Raw genomic sequence first — 13710 nt, forward strand, 5'->3', positions numbered from 1 at the left:
GCGCTCCGGCGACGCATGACCGTGGCCCTGCGGTCCCCGGGCCTGCCGTCGGCCCGGGGACCGCACGGCCACGGCCCGCTCACACCGCGGCGCTGGGGACGGCCGCGGTGTGCACCGCGCGCAGGGCGCTCTGATGGCTGAGCCAGCCCACCGGCTTGTCCCGGTCCGCGGCGAGCACCGGGACCCCGGTGCCCGGCGCCGAGAGCAGGACGTGCAGGGCCTGGGCGAGCGGCTGGTCCTCGGTCACCGGCGCGGGCGGCTGCGCCAGCGCCCCGACAGATGACGGCGCCCCGTCCGGCTGCTCCGCCAGCGCCTCGGCGACCGCCTGCGCGGACACCACCCCGACATACGCCCCGGCGCCGTCCACCACCGGCAGCGCGCCGTGCCCCGAGCGGCTCAGCAGGTCGGCCGCGTCGACCAGGGCGAGTGACGCGGGCAGGGGCGCCGGCAGCGGCTCCATCGCGGACCCGACGTGCTGCGCCCCGAGCCGGGCCCCCTGCGCGGGGCCCTCCAGGTCGACGCCGCGCCGGCGCAGCTTGAGCGTGTAGATGGTGTCGCCGGACAGCAGCCGACTGGTCGCGGTCGCCAGCACGATCGCCAGCATCAGCGGCAGGATGATCGAGTACTCCCCGGTGAGCTCGAAGAGGATCACCACGGCGGTGATCGGCGCGCGGGACGCCCCCGCGAAGACGGCCCCCATCCCGACCAGGGCGTACGCCCCCACCGCACCCGCGGTGCCGGGCAGCAGGTCGTGAACGCCGATGCCGTACGCCGAGCCCAGCATCGCCCCGATGAACAGGCTCGGCGCGAAGACCCCGCCGGAGCCCCCGATGCCGATCGTCAAGCTGGTCGCCAACGCCTTCCCGGCCAGCAGCACCAGCAGGAACCCGATCGCGTACCCGCCCTCGGTGGCCTTCTCCAGCACCGGGTAGCCGACGCCGTACATCTCGGGCAGCGTCAGCAGCACCACGCCGAGCGCCAGCCCGCCGACCGCGGGCCGCAGCCACTCGGGACCGCGCCACAGCCAGTCGCAGGCGTCCTCGATCAGGTACAGGAACCGCGAGAAGCCCACCCCGACCACCGCGGCGACCACTCCGAGCAGGGCGAAGAGCCCGTACTGGGCGAGGTGGTCGACGTGGAAGTCGGGCAGGTCCAGGAACGCGACGTCGCCGAAGGCGGCCCGGCCGATCACGCTCGCGGTGACACTGGCCAGCACCGTCGCGCCGAACGCCTCCGCGCTGAAGGTGCTCAGGATCAGCTCCATGGCGAAGAACACGCCGGCCAGCGGCGCGTTGAAGGTGGCGGCGATGCCGCCCGCCGCGCCGCAGGCGACCAGAAGCTTCAGCCGGCCCTCGGCCGCCTTCGTCACCCGGCCCAGCGTGGAGCCGAGAGCCGAGCCGATCTGCACGATGGGGCCTTCGCGTCCCACCGAGCCGCCCGAGCCGATGGTCAGGGCGGAGGCGAGCGTCTTGACGACCGCGACCTTCGGGCTGATCCGCCCGCCGCGCTGGGCCACCGCCAGCATCACCTCCGGCACGCCGTGCCCGCGCGCCTCCCGGGCGAAGCGCTGCACCAGCGGGCCGTACAGCAGGCCGCCGAGCACCGGGGCCAGCAGGACGAAGTACGGGCCCAGCCACGGGACGTGCGGATGGCCGGCGCCCGGCACGGCCGCGTAGTCCTCGTGGCCGGAGAACAGACGGGTGAAGGCCGTGATGCACCACCGGAACACGATGGAGCCCACACCGGCGCCCGCGCCGATCGTCACGGCCAGTGCCATCAGGCCCCATGGCTTGGAGCGGAGCCCGGGCATCGCGGGCCCGGCCGACTTGATGGTGCGCATCTCCTTTGCCTCCCTCACGTTTGCATTATGCAAAACGTGTCAAGTCGCACGGCCGCCGGGGTCCGGTCCGGCCGTCTGTGAGCGCTCTTTTTGCACTGTGCAACAATTGAGTCATGGTCACGGCAAGCGCGTCGGGGGAGCATCGGTACATGGCGGACGCGTCCGAAGAGCGGCGTACCAGGTCGGCGGGGCCCGGGCTGGGGCCCTGGGACTGTCCGCAGCCGCCCGGACGCGCGCGTGGGCGGACGGCGCCGGTGGTCGTGCACCAGCCGTCCGGTGCCGGAGGCCGCCAGGTGTCGGTCGGTGGCCGGCCGGTGGGCGTGGCGTGGAGTTTGTCGGACGTGCTCGGCGTGGTGCGGCGGATCGGAATCGCCCTGAACCACGAGGAGGCCGCGACCACCCCCCTCATCGAGTGGCGCGGCGGCGGCACCACCGCCTGGCCCCGTCCCCGCCCCGCACCCCCGGCGGAGCCGACCGCGGCCCCGTGACCACGGCCCGCGGGGCCGGCAAGAGATCACCGCTCGTCGAAGCCGCCCGGCCGCTGCGCCGGCGTCTGACTGGGCACATCCCGACACACCGGCGACTCCGGCGGGGCGGTGGGCGTGCGTCGGCAGCCGCTGCGAGACGGGCTGCGCGCGGAGTGATCCGAGCCTCACCGCCCTTCCCGGCGCTCGGCCGCCGCCCGTCCGGCACGCGCCGGACACCCCGTGCCGGCACCGTGGCTCTCAGCCGCGGCGGCCCGCTGCTGGGCGCCATCGGTCAGGGCCGCGGCCGTCCGCGGCGCGGCGCCCTGCTTTTCTCTGCGAGACCGAGCCTGGCTCTCAGCCGTGGCGATCCGCCGCTGGAGCCGTCGGTGAGGACCGCGGCCGCCCTCGGCGCGGCGCCCTGCTCTCCTGCGAGACCGGCCGTCGGCCGACGAGCAGCGTCGCCCGCGGCCGGCGTACGACACATCCCGGCCCCCCGGGCGGGAGCGCCGGTGTGGCACGGGCGTCACAGCCCGGGGCGACGCCCCGAGCGGCACTGGTCCGGCCGCCCTCTCCCCGCTCAGCGGGGCGGGGGCGCCGGCCTCGCGCGCCCGGAGCGCTGGGGCTGCGTACCCGGCGCCGCGAACAGCGGGCCGAACTCGTCGGGCAGGCAGCCGCGGAGGTCCGCCTCCAGGCCGCTGTCCTCGTCGGTGACCCGGGACAGCACGGTCTGCGACAGGAACAGGGCCTGCTCCGGTGTGCCGCCCGCCGGCCCTGCGACCTCGGCCAGCAGATCGGTCAGCCGGTTCGCCTGACCGCGCCCGGAACCCCCGCCGGCCACCAGGGCGACGTGCTCGTGCGCCGGCACGGCCTGGCGCAGGTGCTCCCGCCGCCGGTCGTCGAGACGCCGGCTGAGCGCCGCGAGCACGAGGTGCACGGCCGCGTCGGCCGCCTCGGTGTCGTCCAGTCGGGCCCGCGTCGACACGTCCTCGACCAGTTGCTCATGGCTGATCATGTTGCCTCCCGCTGGTGCGGCCGGGGCGGGCGGGCAGGCCCGCGCCCGGTCCCCTGGGACTCCGTCGCGTCGAGTGCCCCGCTGACGGACATGAACCGCGGAAATGGTGGCAATCCGGGCAAGACCCGACGCCCGAGGAAGCGGAAGAGGGAACACCACGCAGGGGCGGGGCGGACCACGACCCCTTCATCGGACAGCTTCAGGCACGGGCCCGCCTCGACAGCCGGGGCAGCGCCGAGGCCGCGCCCCGGGTCACGCCGGAGACCCCTCGGCGAGCGCATCCCCCTCCTCGCCGACCGGCCGGCTCGCCGCCCAGCTGCCAGGCGAGATCGGGAAGCACCTGCGCCGTGTCGCGTCCGCGCCGGACCAGGCGGCGACAGGCGACCGGCGTCCGGCGTCCGGATGGACCGCACAACGTTCCTCGACCGTGTCGCCCGACGGGCGGGCGAGGACCGGACCCGGACCCGGGCCGCTCACGAGGCTCGTGCCGTCATGGAACTCGCCGACGAGGCCACCCGGGGCGGCCTGACCGACAAGCTCCGCAAAGCGCTGGACGACGAGCTCGCCCGCACCCTGTTCCCCGACGGCTCCCACGCGGCTGTCTCAGCTCCGGGGGCTCCGGCGGCCCCACCTGACGCCCGACGGCGGCCGGGGCGCCCGGCCCCGGCCGGTCGTCGCCTCGCGCCGCGGGGTTCACCACCCGCGTCGGCGGCCGTGACGGCGCGGACGACCTCCGGAGGGATCAGCTCTCGTCGTCGGTGTCCGAGCGGGCCTTCGCCGCCCGCCGCAGCCGGTGATGGCGCGCCGGGGCCGACGCCTGCTGGGTGACCGCGTCGCCGACCATCGTCCGCACGACGTCCGTCAGCCGGTGCAGGGCGTGGTGCCGTGCGGGACCCGCGCCGGGATCCTCGCGCAGTTCCTTCAGCAGCGCCCAGCACAGCACCATCATGACCACCACGAACGGCAGCGCCACCAGGATCGTCGCCGTCTGCAGCGAACTCAGACCGCCCACCACCAGCAGCACCGCCGCCACCGCCGCCATCAGCACGCCCCACATCACGACCAGCCAGGACGGTGGATGCAGCGCGCCCCGGCTGGTCAGGGAACCCATCACCAGCGACGCGGAGTCGGCGCTGGTGATGAAGTAGGTCATCACCAGGACCATCGCGACGAACGACGTGACCGTCCCGATCGGCAGTGCGTCCAGCATCGCGAACAGCGACGCCTCCGCACCGCTCTCCACCGCGCCCGCCAGGTCCGCCTCCCCGGTCGACTGAATCCGCAGCGCCGAACCGCCCATCACGCAGAACCAGATGACGGTCGCGCCGCTCGGCACGAGCAGCACCCCGATGAGGAACTCGCGGATGGACCGGCCGTGCGAGATCCGGGCGATGAACGTCCCCACGAACGGCGCCCACGACAGCCACCACGCCCAGTAGAAGATCGTCCACGCGCCCAGCCACTCCTGGTCGGAGAAGGCCCCGGTGCGCGTGGCCATGGGCAGCAGGTTCTCCAGATAGCCGCCGACGGACGCCGGGATGGTGTCCAGGATGTAGACGGTCGGACCGAGCAGGAAGACGAACACCATCAGCCCCGCCGCGAGCACGATGTTCAGCGTCGACAGCCACTTCACGCCCCGGTGCAGACCCGAGAACGCCGACACGACGAACGCCGCCGACAGCGCCCCGATGACGACCAGTTCCGTGTTCCGGCTGGCGTCCACCCCCACCGTGATGTCCAGCCCTTCCGCGACCTGCAGCGCCCCGAGGCCGAGGCTGGTCGCCGTGCCGAAGACGGTCGCGAAGACGGCGAGCAGGTCGATCCCCCTGCCCTGCCACGACGCCGCCCGCCGGGCCCCGATCAGCGGGACGAACGCGGCGCTGAGCCGGTTGCCGCGCCCCTTGCGGAACCCGGCGTACGCCAGCGCCAGCCCGGCGACCCCGTAGATCGCCCACGGGGTCAGCGTCCAGTGGAAGAACGAGTACTCCATGGCCGTGCGCGCCGCACCGGACGACTCGGGCCGCACCCCGCTCGCCGGGGGCGGCGCGAGATAGTGGGTGAGCGGTTCCCCGACGCCGTAGAACATCAGGCCGATGCCCATACCGGCGCTGAACATCATCGCGATCCAGGCGAGGTTGCCGAACTCCGGCTCGGAGTCGTCCGTGCCCAGCCTGATCCGGCCGAACCGGCTGAACGCGATCACCAGGCACAGGACCAGGAACACGTCGGCGGCGACCACGAAAAGCCAGCCGAAGTTGTTCAGGACCCACGTGAGGCTCGTGGAGGAGACGCTGTCGAAGTTGTCGTCGCCGAGCCAGGCCCACAGGACCACGGCGATGACGGCGGCCATGCCGATTGCGACGAGAACGCGGTCGGGAGTGCCGTCGACCGAGGCGTCGGCCGGCGGTGACGGCCGGGACTGATCAATCGGTTCGGTGCTCATGAGGCCCCACTATGGTGGGAAATCGGCTGACAAGGTCAAGTGGCGCGCCGCTCGTGACCACCGAACCGGCCGTGCCACGCCACCGCGGGTACCGGGCCTTCGGCGATCTAGGCCTGACGTCCCGTCAAGTCCGGCCGCCGTCCCTCCGGCCACCGGCACGAGGCGAGCGGGCGCGGACCGCTCGCCGAACGCGGGCCAGTGGTACGCACAGGCCGCCCCCGTCGCGGCTCCGGGGGAACCTGACGTGCCCGCCCGCACGTCGTTGTGGGCGATGAGGCAGAACGGACGGGAGACCATGGTGGAGCGGGCGGGTGGTGGTGTGCCGTCGGCGGTGAAGGCGGCGGTGGTGGGCCCCCGGCCTGCGCGGCTTCGCGACCGAGGGCGGCGCCCGGTGAAGGACGAGTCGCGGGGCGGGGGAGAAACCGGGCGCCCGGGACGCGGCCGGGTCCCGGGTCCGGGGCGGGGGCCGACCGTACTCGCCGTACTCGCCGTGCTGACCGCGGGCCTGCTCGCGTTCCCCCGGGCGGTCCCCAACTCCGCGGGGCGCCTGGGTAGTCTGCTGGAGTCGTTCCTGCCGTGGCTCGGCCTGGTCGTCGTGGCCCTGTTCCTCCTGGCGCTGCTGCACCGGTCGGCCCTCGCCCTGCTGGCGCTTCTGCTGCCGGTGGCGGCCTGGACGCACCTCTTCGGCGGGCTGCTGCTGCCGGCTCCCCGGCCCGGGCCGCGCGACCTGGTCGTGGTCCAGCACAACGTCAGCGACGAGAACCCCGACCCGGCGGGCACCGCCCGCGCCCTGACCGCCGCCGCGCCCGACCTCATCGCCCTGCAGGAACTGGTGCCCCCCGCGCTTCAGGTCTACGAGGGGACGCTCGCCCGGGACTACCCGTACCACGCCGTGCGGGGCACGGTCGGCCTGTGGTCGAAGTACCCGTTCACCGACGCCCGGCCGCTGGACATCAAGCCGCGGGGCATCGAGGAGCCCTGGAACCGCGGTCTGCGGGCCGTGGTGCACACTCCGCACGAGGAGATCGCCGTGTACGTCGCACACCTGCCCTCCGTCCGCGTCGGGGTGAGCGGCCTCGCCTCCGCGCGGCGCGACGAGAGCGCCCGCCTCCTCGGCCGGGCGGTCGCCGCCGAGGAGCGCGGGACGGTCATCCTCCTCGGGGACCTCAACGGCACCGTCCACGACCGCGGACTGACCCCGCTCACCTCACGGTTGGAGGTCGCGCAGCGAGGCTTCGCCCTCAGCTTCCCCGCCCGCTTCCCGCTGGCCCGGATCGACCAGGTCATGGCTCGCTCGGCCACCGTCTCCCGGATCCGCACCCTGCCCGCCACCGGCAGCGACCACCTCCCGGTCGCCGCACGCGTCACGCTGGGCTGAGCCTCGGGAGCCCGCCGGCGTGACCCGGGCTCCCGAACCGCCCGTCGGCCGACGCCGCGAGCGGCCCCCCCGCTTCCCCGTCCGGCACCTCACCCATGGCCGTCCGTTTCCCCGCCCGGCACCTCACCCATGGCCGTCCGTCTCCCCGTCCGGTACCTCAATCACGGCCGGTCGTTTCCCCGGTCTCCGACCGGCCCCCGACCCGCCCCCCGGCCCTGTTGCCCGGCCCCCGCCCCACCCCCCCGGCCCTGTTGCGCGGCCCCCGTCCGAACCTCAGCCGCCCGCTGGGTCACAATGCCCCCATGACCGACGACCGGCCCCGCACCCCCGCCGCCCGCCCGCTGCTGCGTCGCCGTCAGGACGGTGAGCTCATCGACGTCGCCGGTGTCGCGCACTTCTTCCGGCTCACCGGTGATCACACGGGCGGGCGCTTCGCGTTCGAGGAGTTCACCCTCGCCCCCGGCACCATCGGGGCCCGACCGCACGTGCACGACGGACACGACGAGTACTTCTACGTCCTCGAAGGCGAGTTGACGCTGCACACCGGCGACGGCGAGATCACGGCCGGCCCGGGCGACCTGCTCGCCGCGACCCGGGGCACCCCGCACGGTTTCCGCAACGCGGGCCCGGCCACCGCCCGCGCCCTGTGCCTCTACACCCCGGCCGGCTACGAGAACTACTTCCGCGACGTCCACGCCGCCGTGAGCGCGGGAGCCGAACCCACCGACGACCTGCTGGCCGTGTTCCGCGGCCGCTACCGGACCGCCTCCGTCCCGGCGCCCCCGGACGCACCCTGATCGGCGCCGGACAACGTCCCCCGGCAGGTCAGTAGTTCTGCCACTCGTCCAACTCGTAGTCCAGGACCGCCGGATCCATCAGCGTGCTCGGCCGGACGTCCGTGCGGCGGCGGTCGACGGGGAACACGGTCGCCGCTTCGAGCACCTCGTCGTCCAGATAGCGCAGCCGCGGCGCGTCCGCCGCCACCCGCAGCGGTGGGGGCGTGCCGCCCGGCGAGGCGAGGACGAACCCCCAGTTGCCGAAGCTCGGCACATCGACCTGGAACTCGGTCGTGGCGTACCCGGCGGCCTCGACGGTCGCCGCGATCGACCAGTACGTCTTCGGTGCGAAGAACGGCGATCCGCTCTGCACCATCACCTTGCTCCGCGGCGTCACCACCTGGCCGAGCAGGTGGTAGAACTCCACCGAGTACAGCTTCGCCAGCGCCGCCGTGTCCGGGTCGGGGAAGTCGATGATGACGGCGTCGTACCGCTCCCGGGCGGAGCGCAGCCAGGTGAACGCGTCCGCGTTGACCACCCGCACCCTCGGGTCCTCCAGTGACGCGCCGTTCAGCGTGCGCAGTGGCCCGAAGCCGCGGGCCAGCCGCGTCATCGCCGGGTCCAGCTCCACGAGTGTCACCTGACGCACGTCCGGATAGCGCAGCACCTCGCGCAGCGCCAGCCCGTCGCCGCCCCCCAGGATGAGCACCTTCTGCCTGTCCCCCGACAGCGCGGGATGCACGAGCGACTCGTGGTACCGGTACTCGTCCACGGAGCTGAACTGCAGGTCACCGTTGAGGAAGAGCCGCATGTCGGGCTTGCCGGTGAAGGCGGTGGACCGGGTCAGCACTATCTCCTGGTACGCGGTCGTCTCCGCGTGGATGATCGGATCCCGGTACATCTGCTGCCGGGCGGTGACCTCCAGGTCGTCCGCCAGCACGTAGGCCGTGCCGAGCACCGCCAGCACCACGGTGACCCCGGCGAGCAGCCCCGCCTGTACGAAACGCCGGGTCTGCCGGCGGAAGATGAACACCACGACGACCACACCGGCCACCGCGTTGACCGCGCCCACCACCAGCGCGCCCTTCAACTGCCCGAATGTCGGCAGGAGCAGCAGCGGGAAGCACAGCCCGCCGACCAGGGCGCCGATGTAGTCGACGGCGAACATGTCGGCGACGGCGCTGCCCGCCTCCTGTCTGCGGATGCGCTGCAGCAGCGTCATCAGCAGCGGTATCTCGGCGCCGATCAGCAGCCCCACCACCAGGGCGATGACGACCATCGCCGGCGTGTACAACTGCAGCCAGGCGAACGCCGCGTACAGCGTCAGCACCGACAGCCCGCCGACGAGCGCCAGCGCCGCCTCCACGAGGGCGAACGCGCCGACCGGGCGGCGCCGCAGCGGCTTGGCGGCCAGCGAGCCGAGTCCCATGGCGAAGACCATCACGGAGATGACCACGGAGGTCTGCAGCACGGAGTTGCCGATGAGGTAGCTGCCCAGCGCGGTCAGCGCCAGCTCGTAGACGAGACCGCAGGCCGCGCAGAGGAACACCGCGAACAGCAGCAGGAAGCGCGCCCCCCGGGGATGCCGGCGGGCCGGGGCAGGAGCGGGCGCCGAGGTGTCGCGGCCGCGCAGGACGGGTGTGCTCATGGAGGCGGCGACCGGGCTAGGAGAGCGCCGCGCCGACCATGAACCCGGTGCCCAGGTACATGCCGGCCTGGACCCAGGCGGCGGGGTGCGGACGGCCGTCGCTGTCGTCGAGGACGACCGAGCCCATCTGACCGGGCGTGAGAGCGCCGATCACGATGCCCACCAGGGTCATCACCAGCACCCCGGCCAGCCCGTACAACAGTGTGCTGGTCAGGCCGTAACCCAGGCCCCGCTCGGACTCGCTGGCCCGGATCGCCTCCATGATGACGAGACCCACGGCCACCGACTGGCTGCCCAGCAGGACGGCCGCGCCGCGGTTGCGGTCGGACCACACCACGTGGAAGAGCTTGCCGGGCGTGACGAGGTCGAGGGCGATGAAGCCGACCGCCATCACGGCGAGGCCGACGACTCCGTAGAGCAGGGCCTGGCCGGTGGACTCGAAGATCTCGGTCACTGCGTTGCCTTTCTTCAGGGCGTCGTCGGGGGCGGGTCAGGGTGTGGTGGGCGCCGCGGTCACTTGCCCGTGCCGGGACCGCCGCCGCGGAAGCTCTCGCTGTACGGGTTGGGCCAGTGGCTCAGGTGCTGGGAGTGGCGGTTGTAGCCGTTGCGGTAGTCCTCGATCTGGATGAGGCTGCCGTTCCGGTACGGCGAGACGGTGACCATGTCGTCGCCGTACCGCAGGAACTCCATGCTGTCGCCGGAGGCGCGGTCGAGCGCGTGGCTGTGGTCGTCTATCGCGTCGGCGACGTCGCCCGGCACGCTGTCCCGGTCGCGCCAACCCCCCGCGTCCACGGTGTACGTGTCCGCTATCCAGCCGCGCGGCACGGCGGTGTCCGAACCGCCGGAACAGGCCGTCAGCAGGACCGCGGCCAGCATCGCCGCCACCGCCGCAGCCGCCGCGCGGACGGGTCGGGTGCTCTTCATCGGGCCTCCAGCCGGGTGTGCGTCGATACGATCTGGCCGTACTGCGGATACGTGTGCCAGGTGCGCCAGACCAGCCCACCGCCGGCCGGCCCGTCCGCCTCCTCGACGAGTACCGCCGTCACCGCCTCCGGCGAGCCCGGGAAGACTCCGCACAGGCTCGCCTCCCGGTCGGCGACGCGGCCGAGGATCCGTGCCACCCGCGCGCCGAACTCCTCGGGCGGCAACCGCCGTGTCTCGGCGGTAAATGCGTAGTGCCAGCCCGGCAACTCCCGCCGGTGCGCGGTAGGGAGGCCCGTCACCGCTCCCCGCAGACAGGCCACGGTCTCGCGCACGGGTCCGGCGAAGACCTGGTGCGACGCGCCGAGCAGCCGCAGCCGTACGACGAGCCCGCCGACGACCCTCTCGCGCTCGGCCAGCGCCGGACGCTCGTCCAGGTCCAGTGACAGACAGAGCTGGTCCGCGTCGGTGTCCAGATAGGGGGCGTCCAGGGAAATGGCGTGCACCTGGCGTCCCCCCGGAGTCAATTCGTGCGATGAGCGGCGCCGAGTATGACACATGAGGCGCATGTGTTCTAAGCGGCTGGTGGGGCGCCCGTACGTCGTACGGCGCAGGCCCGCCCGACGCGGTGACATGACCTCCGCCGAGAAGCTGACCGACGCATTCGCGGCCGTCCGTGACGTCGAGCTGGAACAGGCCCTCGATCCCGCCGAACCCGACGGCGTCTACCGCGACAGCAGGCAGTGCGCGGCCCTGGCCCTGCAGTCCGGGACCACCACCCTGCTGCCCTCGCCGCCGACCCCGCGCCCGAAGAGGGGCTGAGCGGCACGACGAACGGGAGCACGTAGATGGAGCAGTCAGGTACTTCGGCCCTCCTGCAGGGCGTGGTGCAGGACCTCGCTTCGGGCGTGGCCTCCGCCCTCCGCGGCGGCGGCCACGCCCCCTTCCCCGGCGGGGCACCACCGGACGAGCGGGCCCAGGGGGTCCTCCTCGCCGCCGTCCGCGTCCTCGGGGCCGATGTACTGCTGCCCCGCGTACTCGACCGGACCCCGCCCGCCGGACAGGAACTGGCCGTGTTCCGCGGGGCGATCGAGGCGTTCCGGCCGCAGGCCGACGCGGCCCCGACCGTGCGCCGGAGCCACTGGGGCATGGTGCGCGGCCTGCGGACGGTCGACGCCGCCCACGGCCCGGCCCACGGCGACGCGGGCGCCGAACCCGACGCCGGGTGGCTGTACGAAGCCCCCTGGCAGTCCGTGACACACCGGCTGTCGGTCCTCGCCGCGCTCGCCCTGCCCGGCGAGGACTGCGCCCTGAACCGCGCGGCACAGCACCGGGTCGTCGACGTCAGCCGCGGCTTCGTACGCGCCGTGCGCCGGGCGACGGGCGCCCTCCGCGCCACCCCCCCCCACGACCTGCTCACCTTCCTGGAAGCCCACCTCGGCCCCGACACCACCCCGATCCCCGGCGCCCTACGGGCGGTCCGCACCCCGTTGCTGCGCCGCGGCCTGGATCACCGGCACGTCCACACGCTGACGTGGTTCCGGCACCCCACCGACGGCGGGCCGATGTACTTCCACAGCGGCGCCACCCTCGGCCAGCAGGCGTTCCTCGGATTCCGGCCCGGCACCGCGGTGGCCGCCGTGTGCACCCGCCGCTTCCGCGCCCGGGACCCCTTCGTGGCCACGGCGTACGCACTGCCCGCCGAGCACTGACCGCCGGGCGGTGTCACAGACGCTGCCACAGGGCCGGCGTGCCGCCCGGGAGCCACGCGCCCCGCGCCTGGTGGGACTGCAGGCAGCGGTACCGCTCCGCGCCGTACGTCACCGTCGCGCCCGGCGCGTACACCCGCCCCTCGGCCCACGTGTCGACGGTCGCGTCGTCCTGCGGGCCGGGCGTGCCGGACTCGGAGCCCGCGGTCTTCAGGGTGAGCCCGAACTCCTTCAGCACCGGGTTGACCGGCTGGAAGAAGGTGGTGCCGCCGCTCGCGCAGTCCCCGGAGCCGCCGGAGGTGGTGCCCTGGGCCTGCGCGCCGGAGGCGTACGGGCCGCCGGAGTCGCCCGGCTCGGCGCACACGGTGGTGCGGGTGAGGCCGTGTACCGTGCCCTCGGAGTAACGCACCGTCACGTTCTCCTCCTGGATCGTCCCGCAGTGCCAGCCGGTGGTGGAACCCGAACGGCACACCGACGCTCCGACGACCGCCTGGACCGACCCGCTGACGTCCACCAGCGCGTCGGCCTCCCCCCTGATCCGGGGCGTGGCCGTCCAGTCGCTGTTCACCGCCACCCACGCCATGTCCTTGCCCGGGAAGACGGACGCCTGGAAGGTGCCCTGGTCCGTCCGGTCGGCGCCGGCGGTCTTCGCGCCGGGGTCGCCGCAGTGACCGGCGGTGGCGAAGCCCTGCTGCTCCTCCTTGGTGACGGAGAACCCGACGGAGCAGCGGGCGGAGTCGTCGATGTAGTACGGGTCGCCGCCGACGACGTCGGCGAGTGTGCGGGGCCGGTCCTTCACCACCTGGACGGTCACCCGCGCGGCGTCCACGCCCGCCGCCTCGACGAAGGCGTCCCCGGCCGCCCGGCTGACGCCCTGCACGACCACCCGGTTGGCCCGCACGTCCACGTACCAGACCGGCGCGTCCAGGGCGATGGACCGGGTGCGGGCGGCCGTGGCGTCGAGCTTCTTCTTCACGGCGCCGAGGTCGCTCAGCGAGGTGGTCACCACGGCGGTCTCGGCGCCCTGGGCACGGATGGCGGCCTCGTCGCCGACCCGGGTGGTGGCCACGGTGAGCCTGTCGGACGTCGCGCCGCTCACCCAGGCCCCGGCGAAGCGTTCGCCGAGTGCGTGGCGCAGCAGGCCCACGCGGGCGCCCGCCTCGGCCTCGTTGACCAGGCGGTCCCGCGCCTGGGCGGCCGTCAGCCGCAGGTCGCGCTGCATGGCGCGGAGCACTTGCGGGGACGGCTTGTCGGCGCCGAGGGTCTGTGCGGCGGTCGGGAGGGGACCGGCCGCGGGAGCCGGTCCGGCGACCGCCGCGGCGGGGGCGGTGCCGAGGACCAGCGCGCCGGCCGCCACCAGGGCGGCGCGGCGTCTGCCTCCGCGGAGTGTTCTGACCAAGCGTGTTCCGACCATGCGTGTGCCTCCTGAGGGTTCGGATCCGGGACCGGCGCGACGCCGGACGCCGGGAACCGGAGATCTAGCCGTACCGGCCCGTTCCGACGCGGCCCGCGCGGG

At 73.9% G+C, this 13710-nt stretch carries 14 protein-coding genes; 6 read left to right on the top strand and 8 right to left on the bottom strand.

Annotation, left to right across the window (positions count from 1 at the left end):
* Positions 1–79: 79 nt before the first annotated feature.
* Positions 80–1777 (bottom strand): chloride channel protein, encoded by a 1698-nt coding sequence (locus AC3ET3_RS19675; protein WP_432135405.1) that lies wholly within the window; start codon positions 1775–1777, stop codon positions 80–82.
* Positions 1778–1989: 212 nt separating this feature from the next.
* Between AC3ET3_RS19675 and AC3ET3_RS19680 the strand changes: the two genes are divergently transcribed.
* Positions 1990–2328, top strand: a complete 339-nt coding sequence (locus tag AC3ET3_RS19680; protein ID WP_432135355.1) for a hypothetical protein — start codon at positions 1990–1992, stop codon at positions 2326–2328.
* A gap of 556 nt (positions 2329–2884) precedes the next feature.
* On the opposite strand, the gene AC3ET3_RS19685 is transcribed toward AC3ET3_RS19680, so the two are convergent.
* Positions 2885–3319, bottom strand: coding sequence for a DUF2267 domain-containing protein (locus AC3ET3_RS19685; RefSeq protein WP_432135354.1), 435 nt, complete (start codon positions 3317–3319; stop codon positions 2885–2887).
* A gap of 402 nt (positions 3320–3721) precedes the next feature.
* Here AC3ET3_RS19685 and AC3ET3_RS19690 point away from each other — a divergent pair, with 402 nt between their 5' ends.
* Complete coding sequence (locus AC3ET3_RS19690) at positions 3722–4147, top strand: DUF2267 domain-containing protein (RefSeq protein WP_435612565.1); 426 nt, start codon at positions 3722–3724, stop codon at positions 4145–4147.
* On the opposite strand, the gene AC3ET3_RS19695 is transcribed toward AC3ET3_RS19690, so the two are convergent.
* The gene (locus AC3ET3_RS19695) at positions 4062–5762 is read right to left on the bottom strand and encodes a BCCT family transporter (protein ID WP_432135352.1); all 1701 of its coding nucleotides are present in this window, start codon (positions 5760–5762) and stop codon (positions 4062–4064) included. The genes AC3ET3_RS19690 and AC3ET3_RS19695 overlap by 86 nt on opposite strands.
* 271 nt (positions 5763–6033) lie before the next feature.
* Here AC3ET3_RS19695 and AC3ET3_RS19700 point away from each other — a divergent pair, with 271 nt between their 5' ends.
* Both AC3ET3_RS19700 and AC3ET3_RS19705 read left to right on the top strand, forming a co-directional pair.
* A complete protein-coding gene (locus AC3ET3_RS19700) occupies positions 6034–7140 on the top strand; it encodes an endonuclease/exonuclease/phosphatase family protein (RefSeq protein ID WP_435612566.1) in 1107 nt (368 codons plus the stop codon).
* A gap of 302 nt (positions 7141–7442) precedes the next feature.
* Positions 7443–7937, top strand: a complete 495-nt coding sequence (locus AC3ET3_RS19705; protein WP_435612567.1) for a cupin domain-containing protein — start codon at positions 7443–7445, stop codon at positions 7935–7937.
* Between the two features lie 28 nt (positions 7938–7965).
* On the opposite strand, the gene AC3ET3_RS19710 is transcribed toward AC3ET3_RS19705, so the two are convergent.
* From AC3ET3_RS19710 to AC3ET3_RS19725, 4 genes are read right to left on the bottom strand one after another with little or no spacing between them, the layout of a single operon-like run.
* Positions 7966–9564 carry a polyamine aminopropyltransferase gene (locus tag AC3ET3_RS19710; RefSeq protein WP_432135349.1) on the bottom strand — a complete coding sequence of 533 codons (1599 nt, stop codon included), beginning with the start codon at positions 9562–9564 and terminating at the stop codon, positions 7966–7968.
* A 16-nt stretch (positions 9565–9580) separates the two neighbouring features.
* Positions 9581–10018, bottom strand: coding sequence for a DUF350 domain-containing protein (locus AC3ET3_RS19715; RefSeq protein WP_432135348.1), 438 nt, complete (start codon positions 10016–10018; stop codon positions 9581–9583).
* Between the two features lie 59 nt (positions 10019–10077).
* Positions 10078–10488, bottom strand: coding sequence for a DUF4247 domain-containing protein (locus tag AC3ET3_RS19720; RefSeq protein ID WP_432135347.1), 411 nt, complete (start codon positions 10486–10488; stop codon positions 10078–10080).
* Positions 10485–10991, bottom strand: coding sequence for a DUF2617 family protein (locus AC3ET3_RS19725; RefSeq protein WP_432135346.1), 507 nt, complete (start codon positions 10989–10991; stop codon positions 10485–10487). The genes AC3ET3_RS19720 and AC3ET3_RS19725 overlap by 4 nt, the downstream gene beginning before the upstream one ends.
* A 127-nt stretch (positions 10992–11118) precedes the next feature.
* Between AC3ET3_RS19725 and AC3ET3_RS19730 the strand changes: the two genes are divergently transcribed.
* Positions 11119–11307: a hypothetical protein gene (locus AC3ET3_RS19730; RefSeq protein WP_432135404.1), complete on the top strand. Its 189-nt coding sequence runs from the start codon at positions 11119–11121 to the stop codon at positions 11305–11307.
* A gap of 26 nt (positions 11308–11333) precedes the next feature.
* Positions 11334–12197: a serine hydrolase domain-containing protein gene (locus tag AC3ET3_RS19735; RefSeq protein ID WP_435612568.1), complete on the top strand. Its 864-nt coding sequence runs from the start codon at positions 11334–11336 to the stop codon at positions 12195–12197.
* Between the two features lie 13 nt (positions 12198–12210).
* Here the strand turns inward: AC3ET3_RS19735 and AC3ET3_RS19740 are convergent, their stop codons facing one another.
* Positions 12211–13608 (bottom strand): trypsin-like serine protease, encoded by a 1398-nt coding sequence (locus tag AC3ET3_RS19740; RefSeq protein ID WP_435612569.1) that lies wholly within the window; start codon positions 13606–13608, stop codon positions 12211–12213.
* Positions 13609–13710: the final 102 nt, after the last annotated feature.

The sequence above is a fragment of the Streptomyces sp. bgisy159 genome, from assembly GCF_057707805.1.